Source organism: Kitasatospora sp. NPDC023385 (assembly GCF_055664045.1).
This window is the reverse complement of the sequence record NZ_JBVOOL010000047.1, coordinates 1-22253: the sequence shown is the minus strand read 5'-3', so window position 1 is coordinate 22253 and position 22253 is coordinate 1. Positions and strand designations below refer to the sequence as shown.

Genomic DNA, 22253 nt, shown 5'->3' with positions numbered 1-22253 from the left:
GGAGCCGATCAGTGTCACGGTAGATCTCACCGAACACGTCGGCAGGATCATGCACCTACCGCCGCAGTCAATGGCGCGTCAGCCCAGTGTGGCTCGGGTCAACGCCCGACGAACCTCCGCGGTCATCGCCGCGTCCTCCGGGCGATCGGCAGCCGTCAGAACCCGGTAGACCTCGGCAAGCTCGCTGATGCCGTGTTGATCACCCTGATCGAGAAGCAGCTGACCGACGTGGAATCGGACGTTAAGCAGCAGGCGGTCATCAGGTGGTCGACAAGGCCGCAGCGCATCTGCGAGCGCCAGGAGATCCTTCAGAGCCTCTTCCTGGTATCCAAGATGCGTCTGGCAGCGCACAAGCATGAAACGGCACCGTGCGGCGTCATCGGCATGCTCCGGGCCAAGGCCTGCCAGATCTTGCGCGAGGCTGGCGAACCTTGGCATGGCTTGAACGATGAGACCCTCGTCGAAGAGCGCTTGCGCCTGTGTGATCCGCACGTGGATAGGAAAGGTCTCGGCCATTGGGTGGTCCGGGGCGGCAAACATTGGGACTCGGGTAGAAGCGGGCGAGGGCGTGACGCCTGACTCACTCGACTCCCAATCCAGTGAGCCGAGCCGCTCCCGGAACTCCCGTGCGGTCGCCGGGCGGTCGCTCGCCCGTTTCGCCAGCCCGGCCATGATGACAGCCTCCAGCGTTGGGGCGACGCCAGGGCGCAGCAGACTGACCGGTTCCGGTGTTTGGAACCGGTGGTGGTGCATGACCCTGGCGGCGTCATAACCGGTGAATGGCGGGATTCCCGTGAGGAGCTCGTAGAGCATGCAGGCCAGGGAGTAGAGGTCGCTGCGCGGATTGACATCGCGTCCCTCGCACTGCTCGGGCGGCATGTACGCGACGGTGCCGAGCACCCTGTTGCCCTGGGTCAGCCGCGTTTGGTCCGTTCTGAACATCCTGGCCACACCGAAGTCCAACACCATAACCCGCTGGCGGCCGGTCAGCATGATGTTGGCTGGCTTGAGGTCCCGGTGGATGACGGGAATCGCGTGAGTGTACTCGAGGACGTCGCAGACCTGAACGGCGATGGACACGACCTGCTGTTCGGACAGGCGGCGTTCTTCCCCGACGATCTCCATGAGGTCCCGGCCGAGGACGTGCTCCATCACCAGGTAGAGCTCGCCCGCGCCGGGGTCAAGCCGTGCGTCGAGGAACGCCGGGATACCGGGGTGCTCCAAGCGCGCTAGCAGATTGGCCTCATGGGTGAAGCGCTGGACCAACTCAGCCGGATCGCGGGCGTCCAGCAGCTCCCGGTGGATCAGCTTGACGGCGACGGCTCGCCGTGACCGGCGGTCGTGCCCCAGCCAGACTTCCCCCATGGCGCCGCCACCGAGCCGCTGGCGCAGTTCGTAACGCTCGTCGAGGACACGTGCGTCACTCCGCACCAGGACCGTCGCCTGCTGCGTCCGCATCGGCCAAGAGCTCGTCGGCCAGCTCGGCGAGTGTGCCCTCGCCCGGCAGGTACCAGCTCCTCGTGCCCTGTACCGCAGCCGGCCGTTCGGCCCATTGGGCCTCCTCCCAGATCCGCAACGCCAGCCCGGCCGGCGAGTAGCGTCGCTGATCAACCGCCCAGACCAGGGGTTTGCGTTCGTCGTTGACCCAGGAGGCGAGGTACCGCTCTGGGGTCTCGCTGAGCCACTCGTGAAGCGCCTCCCGCTCCACGGCGCTGTTCGGTCGATAGACCAGCTGGCTTCCGTCCTCGATGCGACCGTGTGCGACCAGCAGGGGAACGGTGTTGGGTCGTCGTCTGCGGCTCGGCCGTCGAGGAGTGGCAGGCTGTCGGTCAGCCCCGTGCTCCAGCGACCGCAGCACGCCTGCCGCCAGATGCTGGCAGCTCCGCTCGTCGCGGAGGGTCCGGGTTAGGAAGGCGTACTGGCCGTGCTGGGCGTCCAGTTGGTCGATCAACGTGGAGAGGATGACGCCGGTCAGCTGCACCGTGGCCTCCAGCCGGGCGTCCCACTCGTCGCCCGGCTCGTCGATACCATCGCTGCCGATCAGTTGGAAGGCGATGTGGATGATCAGCAAGTCAGCCCGGTCGGCGACCATGCGGCCATGGCCTTCCAGGCTGCCGGCCAGGGTCGCCAGAGCGTCGCGAACCCCACGCATGAACCTGACGGATCGCCAGATCTGCAGTGCACTGGGGCGGCTTCCAAAGAGGCGGGTGTATATCCCACCGGCGCCTTGGCGCCACAGGACATCGCTGTCCTGCCGAAAGCGGGCGACCGCGGCGGCATCGGGGTAGGCGCAGGCCAGGGCGAGCGCTGCCTCGCTCACGCTGCATCCCGCTGCCGGTACCGGCTCCTGCTCACCGCGCTTGAGGACGTACGACTTGCCCAGCGACCGGGCGAAGTCCTGGCGGATGAGCTCCTGCTGAGGATCGAGCGCGGCGAAGTCCCGTGCCTCCACGTGGTTCTGTGTGTTGGTGGCTTGGGTGATCCGCCGCGCCAGATCGGCTGGAGCTCCGTCCAAGCAGATGATCCGGACCGCGACGAGTGCTTCGGCGACCGCCTGCGGCTCTCGCTCGTGTGCATGATGGACGGCGGCGACCGTCTGCGCACCGTTGACGACCCGGGCATTGGCCAACTCCAGCCGCACTGGCTGACTTTGTGCGCGCCGACCGAAGAAGTTGAGGCGGACCGAGTCGCACAACACTGTGATGCCGTTGTTGAAGTACCAGAACTCCTGGGGGTTGTTCAGTAGGCTATCGATCACGGCCACATTGACGTTGGTCAGGCCCAGCGGGTAGCGCACGTTCTGGTCGAAGAGCCGTTCACCGTGTTGCTCGTACCACATGGCCAGCTCGTCGGCGGCCACCGTTCCGAGATATGTCTGGTATGGAGTGGAGTTCTCGTGCCAGCCGTCGGACAGCGTGGCACTGACCGAGACCGGTGTTGGGAGCGTGTCCCGTCGTGCAGCGGAGTGGAAGTCCGCGATACCCAGGACCCGGAAGTCGAGCAGCTCCTGAATCTCGTTAAAGTCCGATGCAGCCTCGATCAACAAGTCCTGGCCCTTGTGGGTAAGGCCGTCATCGCCCAGGGCGGCGAGGACCAGGTGAATCCGGCAGGTTGGCGCGTTGAGCGCCGCGTTGACTCGGTCGATTAGCCGGTGGAACCTCGCATTGAACCGGTCGTACTGGAGATTGACAAGCCGCTCGAGGCCGTGGAGCAACTTCTGAACGGTTGTACTGTCCAGCCGGGCTGTTGCCTGGTCACTCCACCTTGCCTGGACCAGCCAGATCTCAGCGGTCGCGGGTGAGACCAGCACGGCGTCGATACCGTGGTCACCAGCTCCGTCGATGACCGCCTCCGCCGCCTCCGCCGCGGTGCAGCCGGCGACCAGCTGCCCCGCTTTTGCGGCCAGTGCTCGGGAGAGGAAGACCCTCTCACGCTGTGCCGGAGAGAGCGCCGGGACGTCGGCCAGGTCCAGGAGGCCAGCGAATTCCCGGGTCAGGGCCTCACGCACCTGACGGACCTCCAGCGGCACGGCTCGAAGCGCGTCGGTCCGGTCTTCCACGGTGGCCTCCCCCCAAAGCGGTTGGGTTCCGTGCGGTACGCAGTTTGGCACCGCGCGCTCAGCAGGCTACTTCACGTATTCCACGATCAGGGGGCTCGCTACCAGGCAGCCAGCCTCGGTGGCGGTCTCGGGCAGGAGCGCGCTGACCCGGGCGTATCCGGTCACCACGGCGGAGGTGCTGATCTCAGTGCTCTCTGCGTCCAGGGCTGCCAGCAGGTCACGGATGCCGGCGCGGTGCAGGGGCGCGGTCGGCTCAGGTCGGCCTCCCCCGTCCGCCCCAGCCTCCGGTTCGAGCACATCATGGGCGTGAGCCAGCGCGTTGACGACGTGACCGGCGTTGGTAACGAAGATCGTGCCAGCGCTGTGGCCACCGCCTTCGAGGCCAGTCAGCGCGGGGCCGTCAACCTGGAGCGGCGGACGACCGAGCAGGTGTCGGGCGGAGCCGTGCAGTAGCAGTCGGCGGGCGCCGCCAGCCTCGTGAGGGCGCGCCGAGTCCGGGGCCGGGTCCACGAACAGCACCAGATCCTGGTACCTGCCCCGAAGCGTGACCCAGTTCAGCGGAGCCTTGAATCTGACCCAGCGGCCCGGAGTGGGCTCGAGCTCCGTGTGCCAGGGCGTGTGGCGCGCCATCTCCTTCTCCACCCGCTTGAGGTGGCGCCGCAGATCCTGAGCGCTGTCCAACGCGGGCTTCTCCACGTTGATCCCGGCGAGGGATACGCCGGCGTGCAGCTTGACGGCGGGGAGAGCGCGGCGTGGCTCCGGCAGGAACTCGTGCAGCTTGCCCTCGGACAAGTAGACAACCTCACGCACTGGCGCCCCCCGGCTACCTTGCTCATCGGCACTGCTTCTGCTGGCCCCATCCTGCCATCTCCGACCGACAACAGCTCCGCCTCGCAAGTCGGACACGGCTCCCGTGCTTGTGCTGGTTAGCTCAGGATCGGTGTCGCCGACGAGGCGGGCACCGAGACCTCGCTCCGCCCGGTATGTGTCGCTGCCGGGTGCGTTCGGAAGCCGGGCAGCAGTTCACGGGTGAGACGCAGCAACTGACAGCACTACCGACGCGCGTCTACAAGTGCCGTGCGATTCACGGACATCGAACCGACGAACACGTCTCATGCCTGGTTAGCGGGCGTAGCCGACGCGTTCACTCATGCCCGGAGCGTACGTAAGCCCCCCGGCTCAGCGCACAGATCACCGGACATATCTGGATGAGACCCCGTCAGTACAGGTCTATCGCTCCCGCCGATCAGGGCGCTGATGGGAAGGACGCCGTGGTGCCGGGGGCCGCGCGGTGTCCTCGCGGTCGCATTCGCGGATCAGCGGCTCTCCCTGGAGTCCTAGGTCAAGCGCGCCGCGGCCAGGGTCAGCGCGCGGTCGAGCGCCGACTCGGCGTCGCACGGCACATCGGGCCGGACGCCGGTGCCCTCCCAGTTGGTGCCCGAGACCGGGTTGACGGCGCGGGCGATGGGCACGCTGAGCTCCAGGTGCGGGTGCACCGTCCAGCCGTCGCGCGGGTGCGCGCCGCCGCGGGTGGCCTCCCCGACGACCTCGGCGCGGCCGAGCTGCTGCAGGTCGTAGGCGAGTTCCTCGGCCGCCGAGAAGGTGTTTCCGCTCGTCAGCACGTAGAGCGGCTTGCTGCTGCCGAAGCGGGCGCCCGGGACGAACGGGGGCGTCCAGGACTGCTCGGCCACCTCTCCCTGCCGCGACAGCATGGTGTTGAGGTGGGTGCGGCCGTCGAGCAGGTAGCCGCAGGTGAAGGCGACCGTGTCCGGATCGCCGCCGGTGTTGCGGCGCAGGTCGAGGATGAGGGCGCGGGCGGGTGCCACCAGGGAGAGGGCCGCGGTGAGCGGCTGCGCCGCCCAGTCCAGCGGGAACATCTTGGGTGCGATCTCCAGGACCGCGACGCCGCCGTCGAGGAGTTCCACGCGCGGGACTCCGCCCAGGGAGGCGTCGAATTCCCGCCGCATCGCGGCGAGTGCCGCCGAGCCCTGCTCAGGCGGCACCGGCACGGCGTGGTACTTGAGAGCCAGGTGCAGGTCGCCGTTGACGGACCGCAGGTCCGCGGTGACCGCTTCGGCCAACTCCTGGGCGGAGTCGGCCCGGTAGGCGCCCTCGGCACTCCGGCGCCGCAGCAGGGCCGCCAGTTGCCGGGCGGCGTCGGGGAAGACGTAGTTCTCGCGGACCAGGTCGGCTATCGACTCGACGACGGCGACGGCGTCCAACGCGGGTGGCATGGTGGTGGAGGTCATGGGAGGGAGTAGACCAGCGGCTTGCCAAAGCGTCAACCGTACTTAACGCTTGATCTGGTGAGCCACCAACCAGACGAAGACGTCCAGCAGATCAGCACGCCCCTGCAGCACACCGCACTCGCCCACCCCTTGCGCCAGCGCCTGCTCTTCGCCCTGGGCAGCCGGCCGTCGACGATCAGCCGGCTCGCCGCGCAGCTGGGAGTGAACAAGGGCAGCGTCTCCCACCACCTCAGGGTGCTGTGCGAGGCAGGGCTGGTCCAGGACGCGGGAACGCGACGGGTGCGCGGCGGCACCGAGAAGTACTACCGGCGGACCGCCGAGCGACTCCACGTCGCCGAACCGCAGGCCGAGGGCACGGCGGCGCTGTTCGGCGCCGTCGCCCAGGAGTTGGAACGCTCGCCCGCCGACCACCTCCTGACACTGCGCCACCTGCGGCTCAGCCCGGCCAAGGCAGCGCGGCTCGCGGAGGCGCTGAAGGGGCTGGTCGACGAGACGGAGGAGGATGCGGAGGGCGAGCCGGTGTACGGCCTCCTGGTGACGCTCTACCAGCAGGCCGGGGCGTAGGGGGTCGGTTGGCCTGCCGGTCGAGCAGTGGTCGGCCCGTGAGTGCTACCAGGTGGCGGGCAGGTGCAGGGGGCTGCGGGTGGTGGTGCCCTGCTGCCAGGCGAGTTCGGTGGGGGGTGTGGTGAGGCTGAGGGTGGGCAGGCGGGCGGCGAGCCGGTGGAGGGCGACCTGCGCCTGGAGGCGGGCCAGGGCGGCTCCGGGGCAGAAGTGCTGGCCGGCGCCGAAGGCGAGGGTGGTGGCTTCCAGCGGGGTGAACAGCCGGTGGTGGGGGGCGTCCGGCGCGAACAGCAGGGACCGCTTGAACCGGCCGTCCAGGGCGTGCCGAGTCCGTGATGGTGCCCGTACGTCTCGCGGGGGGTGCGACCGGCGGCACGGTGGAGCAGGGCCGCTCCGGTCGGTAACGCACTTCAGGCGGACGGCGTCACTGTTAGTCACGATGCCACTGCGACACGCCGTTTCGCGGCGCCTCCCCACCCCGCGCTGCAGCAACGTCCTGGCCGTCGAGTGCTGGTCAGCAGCCGCCGCCGGCGGTGGAGCAGGACGATCCCTGCGGGGCCGCACCGAGGGTGACCAGCTGTGGCGCGGCCGGCACCGAGCAGCAGCCACTGCCGCCGGCCCGCTCGGCGTCGGGCTGGTCGGCGTCGGACTGGTCGAAGAGGCCGGCGCCGCCGCAGACGCCGGTCTCCGGGAGGGTGAGTTCGACGCGGGCGGCGGCGTCGTGGTCGCCGGCGAGGGCGGCGGCGACGGAGCGGACCTGCTCGTAGCCGGTCATGGCGAGGAACATCGGCGCCCGGCCGTAGCTCTTCATGCCGACGAGATGGACGTCCTTCTCCGGGTGGGAGAGCTCAGCGGCGCCGTGCGGGTAGACGGTGCCGCAGGAGTGCTGGTTGGGGTCGATCAGCGGGGCCAGGGCGACGGGGGCCTGGAGGCGCTCGTCGAGGCCGAGCCGGACCTCGGACAGGAAGGAGAGGTCGGGGCGCAGGCCGGTGAGGACGACGACCTGGTCGACCGGCTCGCTGCGGCGCCCGTCCTCCCCCACCAGCACGAGTTGGCCGCCCGCGGTCTCGACGGCGGCGGTGCGGAAGCCGGTGAGGGCGGAGGCGTGGCCGTCCTCGACGGCCTTCTTCGCGCGCAGGCCGAGTGCGCCGCGGGCGGGCAGCTGGTCGGCCTCGCCACCGCCGTACGTGGAGCCGGTGAGGCCGCGGCGGAGCACCCACACGGTGTGGGTGCCGGGCTCGTCCTTCGCCAGGTCGGCCAGGTAGGCCAGCGCCGTGAAGGCGGAAGCGCCGGTACCGACGACGGCGGTTCGCCGGCCGGCGAACCGTGCGCGGACGGCAGGGTCGCGCAGGTCGGGGATGCGGTAGGAGATGCGGCCGTTCGCGGCGCGCTCGCCGAGGGCGGGCAGGCCGTCGGCGCCGAGCGGGTTGGGGGTCGACCAGGTGCCGGAGGCGTCGACCACCGCGCGGGCGAGGATGCGCTCCTCGGATCCGTCGGCGTGCTCGACGGTCAACTGCGCCTGCCTGAGCGCCTTTCCGGCAGCCGTCCGCGCGATCCTCGGCGACCAGCAGGACCGGCGTGACCAGCGTGACCAACACAACCAGCGTGACCAGGACGACCAGGACGACCGTGAAGGAGATGGCGAATGGCAACTCTGCCCGGTGACCTCACCCTCGCCGCAATGGCGCCCGAGCACGCTGAGCAGGTGCTCGCCGTCTACCAGGCCGGGATCGACGAGGGGGACGCCACCTTCGAGACCGAGGCCCCGGCCTGGGAGGCGTTCGACGCGGCCAGGCTGCCCGGGCACCGGTACGTCGCCCTTGACCGCGAGGGCCGGGTGCTGGGGTGGGTGGCCGCGTCCCGGGTCTCCGACCGCTGTGCGTACGCCGGGGTCGTCGAGCACTCCGTCTACGTCCACCCCCACGCGCGCGGCCGGGGCGTCGCCGGGCGGCTGCTCGGGGCGCTGATCGCGTCGACCGAGGCAGCCGGGATCTGGACGATCCAGTCCGGGATCTTCCCGCAGAACACCGCGAGCCTCGCGCTGCACCGACGGCACGGCTTCCGCGTGATCGGCACCCGTGAGCGCATCGGTCGCCACCGCGGCGTCTGGCGGGACGTGCTGCTGGTGGAGCGCCGCAGTCCGGTCGTCGGCTGACCACCGGTCGTCGGCTGACTGCCGGTCAGCGGCGGGCGGCGGCCAGCAGCCCGGCGAGGGCGAGGAGCATCCAGGCCGTGAGGTAGGTGAAGGCGGCGGACGGGGAGACGGTGGTCCACAGGATGCCGGCGACGGTGGAGGCGGCGAGGTTGGTGCGCCGGGCGGTACGGCGCGCGGGCGGGGCAGGGGCCCGAGCCGTGCTGCCGACGGATGCCGGCAGTGGGCGCGGGCACGAACTCCGGTGTGCGGCTGGGGCAGTTCACCTCGTGCTCTTCACGGCCGGGGTGGCCGTGGCGGTGAACTTCCTGCGCCAGGCCAGCGAGACGTGGACCAGGGCGATCAGGACGGGCACCTCGATGAGCGGGCCGACGACACCGGACAGGGCCTGGCCGGAGGTGACGCCGAAGGTGGCGATGGCGACCGCGATGGCCAGCTCGAAGTTGTTGCCCGCCGCGGTGAACGCCAGGGTGGCGGTGCGGTCGTAGGCGAGGCCGACGCCCTTGCCGAGGGCGAAGGTGCCGAACCACATGATCGCGAAGTAGGCGAGCAGCGGCAGCGCGATCCGGGCGACGTCGCCGGGCCGGTCGGTGATGGTCTTCCCCTGGAGGGCGAAGAGGATCACGATCGTGAACAGCAGGCCGTACAGCGCCCAGGGGCCGATCTTCGGCAGGAAACTGGTCTCGTAGCGTCCGCGGCCCAGCTTCTGCTCGCCGAAGCGGCGGGTCAGGGAGCCGGCCAGCAGCGGGATGCCGAGGAAGATCAGGACGTTGACGACGATCTTGGCGACGGAGAAGTGCAGGTCGTCCTGCTGCAGGCCGAGCCAGCCGGGCAGGATGTCGAGGTAGAACCAGCCGAGCAGGCCGAACGCGATCACCTGGAAGACGGAGTTCAGGGCGACCAGCACGGCGGCGGCTTCACGGTCACCGCAGGCCAGGTCGTTCCAGATGATGACCATGGCGATGCAGCGGGCCAGGCCGACGATGATCAGACCGGTGCGGTACTCGGGCAGGTCCGGCAGGAAGATCCACGCGAGCGCGAACATCACCGCGGGGCCGAGCACCCAGTTGACCACCAGGGACGAGACCATCAGCCTCTTGTCGCCGGTGACGGTGTGCAGGCGGTCGTAGCGGACCTTCGCGAGCACCGGGTACATCATGACCAGCAGGCCGACGGCGATGGGGAGCGAGACGCCGCCGACCTCGACCTTGGCGAGGGCGTCGTTCAGACCGGGGACCAGGCGGCCGAGACCGATGCCGAGGCCCATGGCGAGCAGGATCCACACCGCGAGGAAGCGGTCCAGGAAGGAGAGCTTGCCCACCAGGCCCGCCCCGGCGGTGTCCGGGGCGGGGATGGTCTTCGTCGCGGTCACGGGCAGGCCCTTTTCGTGTCGGCACACGCGGTGGCGCGGGCGGTGGAGGCGAGGTCGCCCAGGAGGCCGGCCAGGGTGTCCAGGGCTTCGGGGCGGAGCTTGTAGTAGGTGAAGCGGCCGCAGGGCTCGGTGTCGACGACGCCGGCCTCGCGGAGGATCTTGAGGTGGTTGGACAGGTTCGTCTGTCTGGCGCCGGTCTCCTCGACGAGGTGGGTGGTGCACAGGGCCTCGCGGGCGAGCAGCACGAGGATCCGCATCCTCAGCGGGTCGGCCACGGCCTTCAGCAGGTCTACTGCGCCATTCACGTCACTGTCGACTGACATCACCATGCGGTGATACGTTAGTCGATGTCGGCGGCAGTTCCAAGCCCGTGCCGCGAAACACCAGCGCGAACAGCCTGCGGCGCAGCAGCCCCGGCGCAGCACCCCTTCGTGAGGAAGAGCGAGATGACCACCTCCCCCGCCGCGTCCGTCCTGTTCGTCTGCATCCACAACGCGGGCCGCTCGCAGATGGCCGCCGGCTTCCTGCGGCACCTCGCCGGCGACCGCGTCGAGGTCCGCTCGGCGGGCTCCACTCCCGGCGACCGGGTCAACCCGTCGGCCGTCGCCGCGATGGCCGAGCTCGGCATCGACATCTCCGACCAGAAGCCCAAGGTGCTCTCGACCGAGGCGGTCCAGGCGTCGGACTACGTCATCACCATGGGCTGCGGCGACGCGTGCCCGTACTTCCCCGGCAGGAAGTACCTGGACTGGAAGCTGGACGACCCGGCGGGCCAGGGCGTGGAGGCCGTGCGCCCGATCCGCGACGAGATCAGGGGCCTGATCGAGGGCCTGATCGCCGAGATCGACGCCAAGGCCGTCGCAGGACAGGAGGGCTGACGTCGCCGCCGGCGACTTCGGCGAGGACCGACGCGAACTCACGCCCGTGGCGTGACCCCTCCGCGGCTACGCAGGCCGGATGACCTCCGGCCTGCGTAGCCGTGCGTCGCCGGGGACGGGGGCCGGGCGGCGGTGGCGACCACCCGCCACGTACCGGTTCGGGCCCGGACGGAGCGCGCCTATCGAGCCATCCGCAAACGGCACGTGAAACCGGAATAATTGTTGCCGCAGCATGTCGGCCGGGTGTCCCGGCCATTGTGTTGCACCGCGACCACGAGAAGGAAGCATTCAATCCGCCCGGGCCGATGACGACGCAAAATATCCGGCCGAGGGCTGATTTCAAGTCAATCCTGTTCCGTAGGCCCTTCCTTCCCTTACGATCCGACTGGTGAGAGCTCGACGGCCCGACTGTTTGACCAGGTCATGGGCACAAGAAAGACACATATTGCTACTTCGGAGTAACTAACACCGACCTCCCCTCCGTGAACCCGCTTCCCCTCGGCCGTTCCCTGAGGTGACGTCACGATCAGGTGCAACGAATCCATCCTGCACGGATCGCGCGGCGCTCTCCGGCAATTGCAGGTCGACCAGAACGGGAAGTTCCGTGCAATTCAGTGTTCTCGGACCGCTCAGCGCGGCCCACAAGGGTGAAAACGTGGCGCTCGGCGGGATCCGGCAGCGCACCGCCCTGGCATTCCTGGTGCTGCACGCCAACACTCCGGTCAGCGCGGCACGGCTGGTCTCCGCCCTGTGGGGGACGGACGAGCCCACCACGGCCCGGAAGATCGTGCAGAACGCCGTGTCCGGACTGCGGCGCATACGGGCGGGGCGCGAGCCCCACGACGGCGCCCGGCTCGACCTGCGCACCGAGCCCCGGGGCTACGTGCTCCACCTCGCGCCGGAGCAACTCGACTACGGCCGGCACCGGGAGCTGGTGAACCGCGCCTCGCGGGCGCTCGCCGACCGCTCCTGGGAGGACGCCTCCGCCGCGCTGCGGGAGTCGCTGGCGCTGTGGCGCGGGGACGCCCTCGCCGACCTCGTCGAGGCGGGCGTCGACTGGCCCGAGCTGACGGCCCTGCGCGAGGCGCGCTGGAGCGCCCTGGAGGACCGGGTGGTGGCCGACCTGATGCTGGGACGCCACCGCGAGGTGGTCGCCGAGCTGGGCGCCGCCACCACGGCCAAGCCGACCCGTGAGCGGCTCTGCCGGCTGCAGATGGTCGCGCTGTACCGCAGCGGACGCCAGGCGGACGCCCTGGACGTCTACCGCCGCGTCAGGTCCGCCCTGGCGGAGCGGGGCCGCCCGGCCCCCAGCCCGCGCTCCCGCGCCCTGGAACAGGCCGTCCTCAGCCACGCGCCGGAGCTGGACGAGGCGGACGCGGCCCTGCGGCTGGCAGCATGACGCCCGGCGGCTACCCCCACGAGCTGCGGTTCAACGTGCTGGGGCCGCTGGAGGTCCTGCGGCACGACGCCCCGCAGCCCCTCAACGGACTCAACCAGCGGGCGGTGCTCGGCTACCTCCTGCTGCGGCACAACCGGGTGACCGCCACCAGCCGGCTGGTCTCCGCACTGTGGGACGGCCCGACGCCGTCCTCGGCCCGCAAGATGGTGCAGAACGCCGTGTGGCAGCTGCGGAGCCTGCTCGGGGCCGACGCCCGGCACCCCGACCCCGGCACGCCGGTGCTGCGCTCCCGCGCCCCCGGCTACGTCCTGGAGGTCGAGCCGCGCGCGATCGACCTGCACCACTTCCAGGAGCTGGTGGCGGCGGGCCGGGCCCGGATGCGCGACGGCGCGGTGGCGGCGGCCTCCCAGTGCTGGCGCGAGGCCCTGGACCTGTGGCGCGGACCGGCGCTCTGCGACCTCGCCGAGGCGGGCGTGGGGCTGGCGTGGTCCGAGCTGACGGCGGTCGCGACCGCACGGCTGGACGTACTGGAGGAGCACTTCGACGCCGAACTCGCCCTGGGCCGGCACCTGGCGGTGCTGCCGGAGCTCCAGGAGCTGAGCCGGGCGCACCCGCGCCGGGAACGGCTCGCCGGGCAGCTGATGCTGGCTCTGCACCGCGGCGGGCGGCCGTCCGACGCGCTCGGCGTCTACCGCTCGGTCCGGTCCCACCTGGCGGAGGAGCTGGGGCTGGACCCCGGGCGGGACCTGCAGAGCGTCCAGCAGGCCATCCTCACCGACGACCCGACGCTGCAGTACACGCCGCTGCCCGGCACCGCCCGGCTCACCTGCACGCCGCCGGCCGGGGGCCCGCCCGCACCGGTGCCGCCCGGGGCGCCGGTGCCGGCGGTACAGGCGGTGCAGGCGGTGCAGGCGGTGCAGGCGGTGCAGGCGGTGCAGGCGGTGCAGGCGGTGCAGGCAGCGCAGGCGGTACAGGCGGACACGGCCCCCGAGGGCGCGGACCCGGTGCAGGAGCGCCGGGAGGTCACCGTCGCACTGATCAACGCCTCGGTGCCCGCCGAGCACCCGGCCGGCGACCCGGAGCACCTGGACGCGGTGATGACCGCGCTGGACGGGATCGTGCGGTCCGCGGCGCAGCGGTTCGGCGGCACCGTCGCGGCGCGGATCGGCTCCTCCTGGCTCGTGGTCTTCGGCGCCCGGCGGATCCGCAGCAACGAGGCGATGCGGGCTGTGCTGATGGCGCTCGCGGTACGGCACCGGGTGCGCTCCGAGCGGTCGGCCACCGACCGGCTGGGGCTGCGGGCCGCGATCGACACCGGTGAGGCGCTGGTCCGGTTCATCCCGGGCGCGCCCGGTTCACCCTCGGTGACCGGCGCGACCCTGGACCGGCCGCTGTCCCTGCTGCCGCTGGTGCCGCGCGACGAGATCTGGGTCAGCGAGTCGGCCCGGGAGCAGACCGACAACTGGATCGACTACCGGCGGGCCTCCGTCCACTCGGCGTACTGGACGGTCACCGGACTGCGGCCCAACGGCGTGCGCGACGAGGGGTTCCCCGCGCTGGAGCGGTCCGAGGCGGTCGGGGCCCTGACGGGCCTGCTCGACGCCGACCCGGCCGACCCGGCCGGTCCGCGCGTGGTGCTCGTGGTGGGCGAGGCCGGGCTGGGCAAGAGCGCCATGATCGACGAGTTCGAGCGCCTGGCGGCGCGGCCGGGTGCGGCGGCGCGGCCGCTGCTGGCGCACGTCGTGCCGTGCGCCGTCGACGACAGCCCCCTGCGGTTCGTGGCCGAGGACCTCTCGGCGGGCTGCGGCATCCGGCCGGACGACCCGCCGGAGACCGCGCGGACCCGGCTCTGGGAGACGGTCACCCGGGTCGCGGCGGACCCCGCCGAGGCACGGTGGCTGTTCGAGCGCCTGGTGGTCCCGCTCGGGCACGTGCCGGACCACGAGCGGAGCGCCGGGCCGGACGAGGTGACCGCCGCCTGGCACACCCTGCTGGAGCGGCTGGCCGTCGAACGGCCGGTGGTGCTGGTGGTGGACGACCTGCACTCGGCGGACGAGTCCCTGCTCGACGCCGTCGACCTGCTGCTCGCCTCGCCCGGCCGGTCCCGGCTGATGGTGGTCGCCACGGCGCGTCCGGAACTGTTCGCGCGGCGGCCCGGTTGGCGGGGGGCCGTGGGAGCGCTCACCACCGTCGAGCTGGCGCCCCTGTCCGACACCGCCGTCGCCCGGCTGGCGCGGACCGTCATCGCGGCGCGCCGCCAGGACGTGGCGCCGGGGCTGGTGTGCGAGCTGGTCGAGTCGGTGACCGCGCTGGCCGACGGGAACCCGCTGTTCGTGACGGAGTTCCTCCGGCTGGCCCTGCGTCGGCTCGGCGCCGAGCCGACGCCCCGGCACGGCGCCCTGGGGGAGGTGCCGTCGGCGGTGCGCCGGGTGCTGGCGGCCCGCCTGGACGCCTTGCCCGCGAACCTCAAGGCGGTGCTCCAGGACGCCGCGGTACTCGGGGGCGGCATCCGGCCGGACGCGGTGGCGGCCCTGCGGCGGGAGCGGACGGACGACGTGAGCGGGGCGCTGGACACGCTCGCCCGGATCGGCATCCTGGCGCCGGCGCCGGCGGACACCGACGGCACCAGCCGCTTCGCGTTCCGGCAGCCGCTGCTGGGCGAGGTGGCGTACGCGCGGCTCCCGCAGGGCCGGCGGATCGCGAAGCGGGCCGCGGTGGCGGGCTGGACCGGGCACGCGCGGATCCCGGACGGGCCGCGCCCGGTGGCACCCGAGCTGCTGCGGCTGCGGGCCGCGCTGCGGCGGCTGGGCACCTGAGCGGGGCCCGCCCGGCGGCCCGTCGCCGGTCGCGGGCGAACGAGGCAGGCGGGCGCGCTCGGCAGGCGGCAGGCGGCAGGCGGCAGGCGGCAGGCGGCAGGCGGCAGGCGGGTGGACGCGGCGGGGTCAGTACCGGGCGACGATCACCCGCCCCGGCTCGGGCTCGTCGGCGTAGAGCAGCTCGACGGCCGCGCCGCGCCGGTCGACCACCACCCGCTGGTTGAGGTAGCCCTTGTCGGTGAGCTCGCCGCCGTCCAGGCTGGGCGGTTCGGCGACCAGCACCAGCCGTTCGACCCGGGAGGCGGCGCCCGCGCCGGCGTTCAGCGTGGCCAGCGCCCCGGCCAGGTGGCGGTGCAGCTCCTCGTGGCGGAGCAGTTCGGCCGCGTCGGTCGCGCGGGTGCCGAGCAGGTCGTTGGCGCGGCCCAGCGACAGCCAGCCGATCGCCGCCACGTAGGGTCGGCCGCCGCCGGTCAGCACGACGTCGGACAGTACGCCGGCGGCCGACAGCAGCGCGTTGCGCAGCCGGCCGGCCAGCACCCAGGTGCCGTTGGTGATCTTGAAGTTCTCGGCGGTCCGGCCGTCGAACCGCAGCCCTCGGCTCGGATCGCCGCCCAGGTCGAGCAGCCGGGCGGCGTCGCCGGTGCGGTAGTACCCCTCCTCGTCGAGCTCGCCGCCGAGGTCGGCGCCCAGGTAGCCGGGGGTCAACGAGGCTCCCCGTACCCGCAGTTCGACGCAGCCGCCGACCGGCACCAGCTTCAGTTCGACGCCCGGCAGCGGGATGCCGATGCCCTCGCGGACGCCGCCGTACGTCGAGGTGGCGGCCGGCCCGGTCTCCGTCGCGCCCCAGGACGACACCAGCTCGACCTCCCGGCCGGTCGCCTTGCGGGCCAGCGCGCGCAGCCGCTCCCGCAGGGCGTCCGGCAGGTCGGCGCCGGCGTAGACGAGGAGCCGGGCCCGTGACAGGACCCGCTCGGCCAGCGGCGGGTCGTTCTCCAGCCGCTCGGCGAGCAGGGCGTAGCCGGCCGGCACGTTGACGCAGATGCTGGGCGGCACCTGGCGCAGCGCCTCGACGGTGCGGTCGAAGCCGCCGGGCAGCGGTGAGCCGTCGTCGATGTACAGGGTGCCGCCGTTGCACAGGGCCAGGTGCAGGTTGTGGTTGCCGCCGAAGGTGTGGCTCCACGGCAGCCAGTCGGTGAGCACCGGCGGCTCGGTGGCGACGAAGGGCCAGATCTGCCGGATCATCTGCTGGTTGGCGCAGAGCATCCGGTGGGTGTTGAGCACGCCCTTGGGGGTGCCGGTCGATCCCGAGGTGAAGAGGATCTTCGCCACCGAGTCCGGGGTCAGGGCCTCGTGGGCCCGCCGCACGGCCGGGGTGACCGGCGTGGCGCGCAGCGCCGCCACGGTCAGGTCCGCCGGGCCGGGGCGGCGGGAGACCACGGTCGCGGGCGCCTGGACCGGGGCGGGCGTACCGCCGTTGGCGACGGTGTGCAGGGCGGTGACGGCGGCCAGGGCCGCGCGGTAGCGTTCGCCGTCCTCGGCGAACACCAGCCCCGGGCGGACGAGTTCGGCGATCGCCCGCAGTCGGCCGTGGTCGGTGCTGCGCAGCGAGTACGCCGCGCTCACCGGCACCACCGGCACCCCGGTGAGGTAGCCGGCGAGGGTGAGCAGCAGGTGGTCCAGGGAGTTTCCGGAGAGCAGCAGCACCGGCCGCCGGGGGCCGAGGTCCCGGTCCAGGTAGGCCTGGCCCAGTGCCGTGGCGGCCTCCGCCGCCGGGGCGTAGGTCAGGGTCCGCCAGCCGTCGCCGTCCCGTTCCGCGGCCAGCACCGCGTCGGGGCGGCGGGCCGCCCAGTCCAGCAGCGTGTCGGCGAGGGTCGGCGGGTGTTCCCCCAGCGGCTCGGCGACGCGCAGCAGCCAGCTGCCGTCGGCCCGTTGCCGGCCGATCACCCGGGCGTGGGCGGCCACCTGCGGGCTCACCGGTCCGCCCCGGTCCGCTCGGCCTTCCGGGTGTGCGGTTCGACGACGCCGCGCAGGGCGCCCGAGTGGATCAGCTCGGCCACCCGTTCGATGTCGGTGTCCAGCGGCCGGTCGCCGTCCAGGAACGCGCAGACCTCGCGCACCGCGTCGTGCGCGGCCCGGGTCGGCGGGCTGAGTTCGTCGAGGCCGCGCAGGTCGGCCGCCTGGCACAGCGCGATGAGGTGGATGGCCGCGATCCGCTGGACCAGTTCGACCACCGAGCGGGCGTCGCGGGCCGCGATGGTGCCCATGCTGACCTTGTCCTGGTTGTGCGCCTCGGTCGAGCGGGAGAACGACGCCGCGGGCATGGTCCACTTGAGCGCTTCGGCGGTCAGCGCCGAAGCGGTGATCTGCATGCCCTTGAAGCCGTGGAAGAGCCCGGCTTCGAAGTCCTCCGGTCCGACCAGCGGTATCAGGTTCGGGGTCAGGCCGTTGTTGAACTTCTCGTCGACGACCAGGGCCAGTTGCCGGTCCAGCAGGTCGCCGACGCCGGCCACCGCCGTCTTGAGGGCGTCCATCGCCTGGGCGACGTGGCCGCCGTAGAAGTTGCCGCCGCTGCCGACCGTGCCGGTGGCGACGTCGAACAGCGGGTTGTCGTTGGCCGAGTTGACCTCGACGGCGAGCAGCCGGTGGGCCCAGTCGGCGGTGTCCCGCAGGACGCCGGTGACGTGCGGCGCGCACCGTACCGAGTAGCGGTCCTGGACGGGCCGTTCCAGTTCGGCGAAGTCGGCGTCGGGGTGGAGGGTGCCCAGGTCGGTGCCGGCGCCGTCGCCGAGGAACGCCCGGATGGTCGCGGCGCTGTCCACCATGCCCGGGTACGGCTTCGCCTCGAACAGGAAGGGGGCGAAGTGGGCCGGGTTGCCGAGCAGGACCTGGCTGGTGAGCGCGGTGCACAGGTCGGCCGCGTGGGCCAGCTCCCGGGCGTCGGAGAGGGCGAGGACGGCGAAGCCGGACATGAACGAGGTGCCGTTGACGAGGGCCAGCCCCTCCTTGGCCTCCAGCGTGAACGGCGTCAGGCCGCAGTCCGCGAGGGCCTCGGCGGCCGGTTTGGAGCGGCCCTGGTGGGTGACCGTGCCCTGGCCGGTGAGCGCGGCGGCGAGGTAGCTCAGCGGCACCAGGTCGCCGCTGGCGCCGACCGAGCCGCGCTCCGGGATCTGCGGCAGGATGTCCGCGTTCAGCAGGTCGATCAGCGCCGCGACCAGCTCCGGTCGCACCCCGGAGACGCCGCGCGCCAGGCAGTTGGCCCGGACCGTCAGTGTGGCGCGCACGACGTCGGCGCGGGCCTGCGGGCCGCTGCCCGAGGACAGGAAGCGGATCAGGTTCTGCTGGAGCAGCGCGGTCTTGCGCTTGGAGACGTGCCGGGTGCTGCTGTCGCCGAAGCCGGAGGTCACCCCGTAGATCGGGGTGCCGGAGTCGAGCAGCCGGTGCTTGAGCGCGTTGGAGGCGGCGATCGCCTCCGCCGCTCCGGCGGCCAGGGCGACGGTCCGGCCGTCCGGATCCCGGGCGATGGAGACGATGTCCTCCAGGGCGAGCCCGTGGCCGTCGAGCAGTACTTCGGGCAGGCTCGTGCGCCTGTCGCCGGAGATGGGCATGTCAGTCCTCTTTCCTTGCCGTGCTGCTGCGGGACGTGGGCCTGGTTCACCGCGTCACTGCGGGAAGTAGCCGGTCCGGGTGAAGAAGTCGTGGTAGGTGCGGAACAGCTCCCGGGTCGGCGCGGGCCGGACGATGCCGGTCTCCGCGAGCGCCGCGTCGGTCAGCGAGCTGTCGATCGGGAGGTACACGTCGGTGGCCCGGGCGCCGGAGACCGCTTCGAAGGACTCCAGCAGCGGCAGGAGCGCGTTGTCGGGGTCGGCGGTGACCTTCTCGCGCCAAGCCGCCGGGTCCAGTTCGGCCAGGTCGCGGCCGAACGAGCGCAGGTGGCCGACGATCTCGGCGAAGGTCACCGGGGCGCGGCCGGACAGGTGGAAGGTGCGGCCCGCCGCGTCCGGGCGGCGGGTGAGGGCGACCACGGCGGCGCTGACGTAGTCCACCGGCACGAGTTGGAAGCCGCCGCCGAGGCCGGCCGGGTAGGCGCCGGCCTGGAGGAGGCCCTTGACGCTCAGCCAGACGAAGTCCCGGGTCTGGCAGGCGCCGCTGCGCTGGTCGCCGGAGACCAGGTCGACCCGGTGGACGGTCACCGGCAGTCCGCGCTCCCGGGCCAGGCCGACGACCTGCTCGGCCACCCACTTGCTGCGGGTGTAGCCCGTCCGCAGTTCCTCGGGCGGCCCGGTCGGGTCGTCCGGGCGCAGCGGCACCCCGGCCGTCACCGGCCGCGCGAACACCCCGGTGGTGGACAGGTAGTGCAGCGGGACGGTGCGGTGCCGGGCCGCGAGCCGCAGCAGCTCCGTCGTCCCGCCGACGTTGGCCGCCCGCAGCGCCGCGTACGGCTGGAGCCAGTTGACCTGGGCGGCGCCGTGGACGACCAGGTCGACCGAGCGGGCCAGGCCGTCGAACACCTCCGGGGAGAGGCCCAGCAGCGGCGCGGCGAGGTCTGCGGCCAGTACGTCCAGCCGGTCCGGGTCGACCTCGTCCAGGAGCCCGTACCAGCGCAGGTTCGCGGTCAGCCGCTCCCGGGCGTCGGCCGCGTCCGCCCCGCGGACCAGGCAGCGCACCACCGCGTCCGTCCCCCGCATCAGCTCGCGCAGCAGGAACGCGCCCACGAAGCCGGTGGCGCCGGTCAGCAGCACCTCCCGCGGGTCCTCGGCGACCGGGACGACCGTCGCGGCGGGCCGGATGTCGTCGGGCAGGACCACGTCCCCGGCGAGGCGGGGCCCGGCGGGGTCAGCGCCGTCGGCGTGCTCCGGTGCGGCGGGCAGCAGTTCCCGCAGGATCCGGTCGGCGAGGGCCCGCGCGGTGGGGTGGTCGAAGACCACGGTGGGCGGCAGCCGCAGGCCGGTGGCGGCGTCGAGCCCGTTGCGCAGCTGGACGGAGGTGAGCGAGTCGAAGCCCAGCTCGGGCAGCGGCGCGTCGACCCGGACGGCGGACGGGCCGTCGAGGCCCAGCAGGGCGGCGATCCGGGCGCGCACCAGGTCCAGCACCCGGGCCTGCCGGTCGGCGGCCGGCAGCGCGACCAGGTCCTCGGCCGGGACCACCCGGGCACCGGCCTGCGCCGGCCGGCGGCGGTCGCCCCGCTTGGCCAGCGCCCGCAGCAGGTGCGGCACCGGGGCCTGCGCCCGTACGACGTCCAGGTCCAGCGGGCAGGCGACCAGCAGGGGCGCGCCGCTCGCGACGGCCGTGTCCAGCAGCGCCATGCCGTGCGCGGCCGGGATCGCTCCGAAGCCCTCGCGGGCCACCCGGCGCAGGTCGGCCGAGGCGGCCATGCCCCCGCCGTCGAGGTCCCACGGCCCCCAGGCCACCGAGACGGCGGGCAGGCCGGCCGCGGCGCGGCGCTGGGCCAGCCCGTCCAGGGCCGCGTTGGCGGCGGCGTAGTTGGCCTGCCCGGGGCCGCCGAAGACGCCGGCGACCGAGGAGAACAGGACGAACGCCGTCAGGTCGTGGCCCCGGGTCAGCTCGTCGAGATGGCGGGCGGCGTCGGCCTTCGCGCGCAGCACCGTCTCCAGGCGCCGGGGGCCGAGCGCGGTGAACGCGCCGTCGTCGAGCGTGCCGGCGGCGTGCACCACGGCGCGCAGCGGCCGGTCGGCCGGCAGCCGGTCGAGCAGTGCCGCCAGGGCCGCGCGGTCGCCGACGTCACAGGACTCGACCACGGCGCGGGCGCCCAGCGCGGCCAGCTCGTCGACCAGTCGGGCGGCACCGGGCGCGCCCGGGCCGCTGCGGCTGGTCAGCACCAGGTGCCGCACCCCGTGGGCGGCGGCCAGGTGCCGGGCGACCACGGCACCGAGCGCGCCGGTGCCACCGGTGACCAGCACCGTGCCGTCGGACGGCCACCCGGCGGTGCCGGCGGCCGCCGGGGCCGGGGCGAGCCTCGGCACCAGGACGCGGCCGTCGCGCACCGCGACCTGCGGGAGGCCGGCGGCCACGATCGCGGCCAGGAGGGCCGGCGGGAGGGTCGGGGTGGCGGGGGCGGCGGGATCGGTGGGGTCAGCTCGGTCGGCGGGGCCGGAGGGGTCGGCCGGGTCGGCTGGGTCGGCTGGGTCGGCTGGGTCGGCTGGGTCGGCGTCGACGAGGACGAACCGGCCGGGGTGCTCGGACTGCGCGGAGCGCACCAGGCCCCAGACGGCGGCCGCGTCCGAGGGCGCCTCCCCGTCGACCGACACCGCGCCCCGGGTCACCACGACCAGCGGCGGGCCGTCGGAGCCGGCCGCGAGGGCCCGCTGCGCCACGTCCAGGACGCGGGCCAAGTCCTGTCCGCCGGTGACGAGTTCGGCCTGCGGGGCCGGACCGTCGGCGGCGGGCAGGACCACCGGCGTCCAGGTGAGGCGGTACAGGTCCTCGGCGGTGCGGGCCGACGGCGGCTCGCCGTGGACGATCCCGTCCACGGTGGCGACGGTCTGCCCGGCCGGGTCGGCGAGCACCAGCGCGGGGCCGCCCGCCGGGGCCGGCGCGACCCGGATCCTTGCGACGCCGCTGCGGTGGACCCGTACGCCGTGCCAGCTGCGTACGGGCCGGGGCCCGGCCGCAGCGGCCGACAGCGCGGGGTGCAGGACGTAGCGCTCGGCCTCGTCGTCGGCCACGTCGACTTCCGGGCCGGCGAGGGCAGCAGGTCCGGGGGCAGCGGCGCCGGGGGCAGCGGCGCCGGGGGCTGCGGCGCCGGGGGCTGCGGCGCCGGGGGCTGCGGCGCCGGGGGCGACCTCGTGGAGGGGGCCGGCCGCGGGGCTGAGCACGCCGTGCGCGTAGCGGGTCCAGGCGCGGTCCTCGCCGGCCCGCCCGTGGAGGCGTACCGCGCGGCGACCGTCGGCGCCGGGCGGGTCGACGGCGACCAGGAGGTGGGTGGTGTCGGCGCCGTCCGGAGCCGCGGTCGCGTCGACCACGAGGGTGTCGACGGTGGTGCAGTCGACCTCGTCGGCGGCGCGCAACGCCAGCTCGAGCCAGACGCCGTCGAGGGGCAGGTCGCGGGTGAGCCGCCCGGTGAGCGTGACCCGGCCGGTGTCCGGGTCCTCGACCACCGAGGTGAGGAGCGGGTGTCCGGTGGTGGAGCGGTCGGGGCCGCTCTGGCGGCCGCGCCAGTAGTGCTGGTGGTCGAAGGCGTACGTGGGCAACGCCGTGACACGACCGCCCCGGCCCTCGAAGAACGCCTGCCAGTCGACCGGCACGCCCC

At 73.1% G+C, this 22253-nt stretch carries 15 protein-coding genes and 1 pseudogene; 5 read left to right on the top strand and 11 right to left on the bottom strand.

Annotation, left to right across the window (positions count from 1 at the left end; genetic code table 11):
- Positions 1-78 precede the first annotated feature (78 nt).
- From AC0B61_RS35595 to AC0B61_RS35580, 4 genes are all read right to left on the bottom strand, one after another.
- Positions 79-1458 carry a serine/threonine-protein kinase gene (locus tag AC0B61_RS35595; RefSeq protein WP_471746441.1) on the bottom strand — a complete coding sequence of 460 codons (1380 nt, stop codon included), beginning with the start codon at positions 1456-1458 and terminating at the stop codon, positions 79-81.
- Positions 1421-3559 carry an AIPR family protein gene (locus tag AC0B61_RS35590; RefSeq protein WP_471746439.1) on the bottom strand — a complete coding sequence of 713 codons (2139 nt, stop codon included), beginning with the start codon at positions 3557-3559 and terminating at the stop codon, positions 1421-1423. The genes AC0B61_RS35595 and AC0B61_RS35590 overlap by 38 nt, the downstream gene beginning before the upstream one ends.
- A 66-nt stretch (positions 3560-3625) precedes the next feature.
- Positions 3626-4369: an SAVMC3_10250 family protein gene (locus AC0B61_RS35585; protein WP_471746437.1), complete on the bottom strand. Its 744-nt coding sequence runs from the start codon at positions 4367-4369 to the stop codon at positions 3626-3628.
- Positions 4370-4896: 527 nt separating this feature from the next.
- The gene (locus AC0B61_RS35580) at positions 4897-5808 is read right to left on the bottom strand and encodes a S41 family peptidase (RefSeq protein ID WP_471746435.1); all 912 of its coding nucleotides are present in this window, start codon (positions 5806-5808) and stop codon (positions 4897-4899) included.
- Between the two features lie 57 nt (positions 5809-5865).
- Between AC0B61_RS35580 and AC0B61_RS35575 the strand changes: the two genes are divergently transcribed.
- On the top strand, positions 5866-6372 hold the full coding sequence (locus AC0B61_RS35575) for an ArsR/SmtB family transcription factor (RefSeq protein ID WP_471746433.1): 507 nt from the start codon (positions 5866-5868) through the stop codon (positions 6370-6372).
- Positions 6373-6417: 45 nt separating this feature from the next.
- Here the strand turns inward: AC0B61_RS35575 and AC0B61_RS35570 are convergent, their stop codons facing one another.
- On the bottom strand, positions 6418-6807 hold the full coding sequence (locus AC0B61_RS35570) for a cytochrome P450 (RefSeq protein ID WP_471746431.1): 390 nt from the start codon (positions 6805-6807) through the stop codon (positions 6418-6420).
- A gap of 76 nt (positions 6808-6883) precedes the next feature.
- Positions 6884-7909: pseudogene (locus AC0B61_RS35565) on the bottom strand (NAD(P)/FAD-dependent oxidoreductase); the annotation flags it as partial.
- Between the two features lie 105 nt (positions 7910-8014).
- Between AC0B61_RS35565 and AC0B61_RS35560 the strand changes: the two are divergent.
- Entirely contained in the window at positions 8015-8524 is a 510-nt protein-coding gene (locus tag AC0B61_RS35560; protein ID WP_471746429.1) for a GNAT family N-acetyltransferase, read from the top strand.
- A gap of 259 nt (positions 8525-8783) precedes the next feature.
- Here the strand turns inward: AC0B61_RS35560 and arsB are convergent, their stop codons facing one another.
- Entirely contained in the window at positions 8784-9899 is a 1116-nt protein-coding gene (gene arsB, locus AC0B61_RS35555) for an ACR3 family arsenite efflux transporter (protein ID WP_471746465.1), read from the bottom strand.
- Complete coding sequence (locus tag AC0B61_RS35550; protein WP_471746427.1) at positions 9890-10222, bottom strand: ArsR/SmtB family transcription factor; 333 nt, start codon at positions 10220-10222, stop codon at positions 9890-9892. The genes arsB and AC0B61_RS35550 overlap by 10 nt, the downstream gene beginning before the upstream one ends.
- 117 nt (positions 10223-10339) lie before the next feature.
- Between AC0B61_RS35550 and AC0B61_RS35545 the strand changes: the two genes are divergently transcribed.
- From AC0B61_RS35545 to AC0B61_RS35535, 3 genes are all read left to right on the top strand, one after another.
- Entirely contained in the window at positions 10340-10771 is a 432-nt protein-coding gene (locus AC0B61_RS35545; protein WP_471746425.1) for an arsenate reductase ArsC, read from the top strand.
- Between the two features lie 604 nt (positions 10772-11375).
- Entirely contained in the window at positions 11376-12170 is a 795-nt protein-coding gene (locus AC0B61_RS35540) for an AfsR/SARP family transcriptional regulator (RefSeq protein ID WP_471746424.1), read from the top strand.
- On the top strand, positions 12167-14986 hold the full coding sequence (locus AC0B61_RS35535) for a BTAD domain-containing putative transcriptional regulator (protein WP_471746422.1): 2820 nt from the start codon (positions 12167-12169) through the stop codon (positions 14984-14986). Before AC0B61_RS35540 ends, AC0B61_RS35535 begins: the two co-directional genes overlap by 4 nt.
- Before the next feature lie 126 nt (positions 14987-15112).
- On the opposite strand, the gene AC0B61_RS35530 is transcribed toward AC0B61_RS35535, so the two are convergent.
- From AC0B61_RS35530 to AC0B61_RS35520, 3 genes are all read right to left on the bottom strand, one after another.
- Positions 15113-16960 carry an AMP-binding protein gene (locus tag AC0B61_RS35530; protein ID WP_471746420.1) on the bottom strand — a complete coding sequence of 616 codons (1848 nt, stop codon included), beginning with the start codon at positions 16958-16960 and terminating at the stop codon, positions 15113-15115.
- Positions 16957-18591 (bottom strand): HAL/PAL/TAL family ammonia-lyase, encoded by a 1635-nt coding sequence (locus AC0B61_RS35525; protein ID WP_471746418.1) that lies wholly within the window; start codon positions 18589-18591, stop codon positions 16957-16959. Before AC0B61_RS35525 ends, AC0B61_RS35530 begins: the two co-directional genes overlap by 4 nt.
- 54 nt (positions 18592-18645) lie before the next feature.
- On the bottom strand, positions 18646-22253 hold a 3608-nt coding region (locus AC0B61_RS35520), incomplete at its 5' end, for a thioester reductase domain-containing protein (RefSeq protein ID WP_471746416.1).

Bases quoted from the DNA above. Each gene is read 5' to 3' on its own strand.
- AC0B61_RS35595 (WP_471746441.1), bottom strand. From the start codon at position 1,458: ATGCGGACGCAGCAGGCGACGGTCCTGGTGCGGAGTGACGCACGTGTC.
- AC0B61_RS35580 (WP_471746435.1), bottom strand. From the start codon at position 5,808: ATGACCTCCACCACCATGCCACCCGCGTTGGACGCCGTCGCCGTCGTC.
- AC0B61_RS35560 (WP_471746429.1), top strand. From the start codon at position 8,015: ATGGCAACTCTGCCCGGTGACCTCACCCTCGCCGCAATGGCGCCCGAG.
- AC0B61_RS35550 (WP_471746427.1), bottom strand. From the start codon at position 10,222: ATGGTGATGTCAGTCGACAGTGACGTGAATGGCGCAGTAGACCTGCTG.
- AC0B61_RS35545 (WP_471746425.1), top strand. From the start codon at position 10,340: ATGACCACCTCCCCCGCCGCGTCCGTCCTGTTCGTCTGCATCCACAAC.
- AC0B61_RS35535 (WP_471746422.1), top strand. From the start codon at position 12,167: ATGACGCCCGGCGGCTACCCCCACGAGCTGCGGTTCAACGTGCTGGGG.
- AC0B61_RS35525 (WP_471746418.1), bottom strand. From the start codon at position 18,591: ATGCCCATCTCCGGCGACAGGCGCACGAGCCTGCCCGAAGTACTGCTC.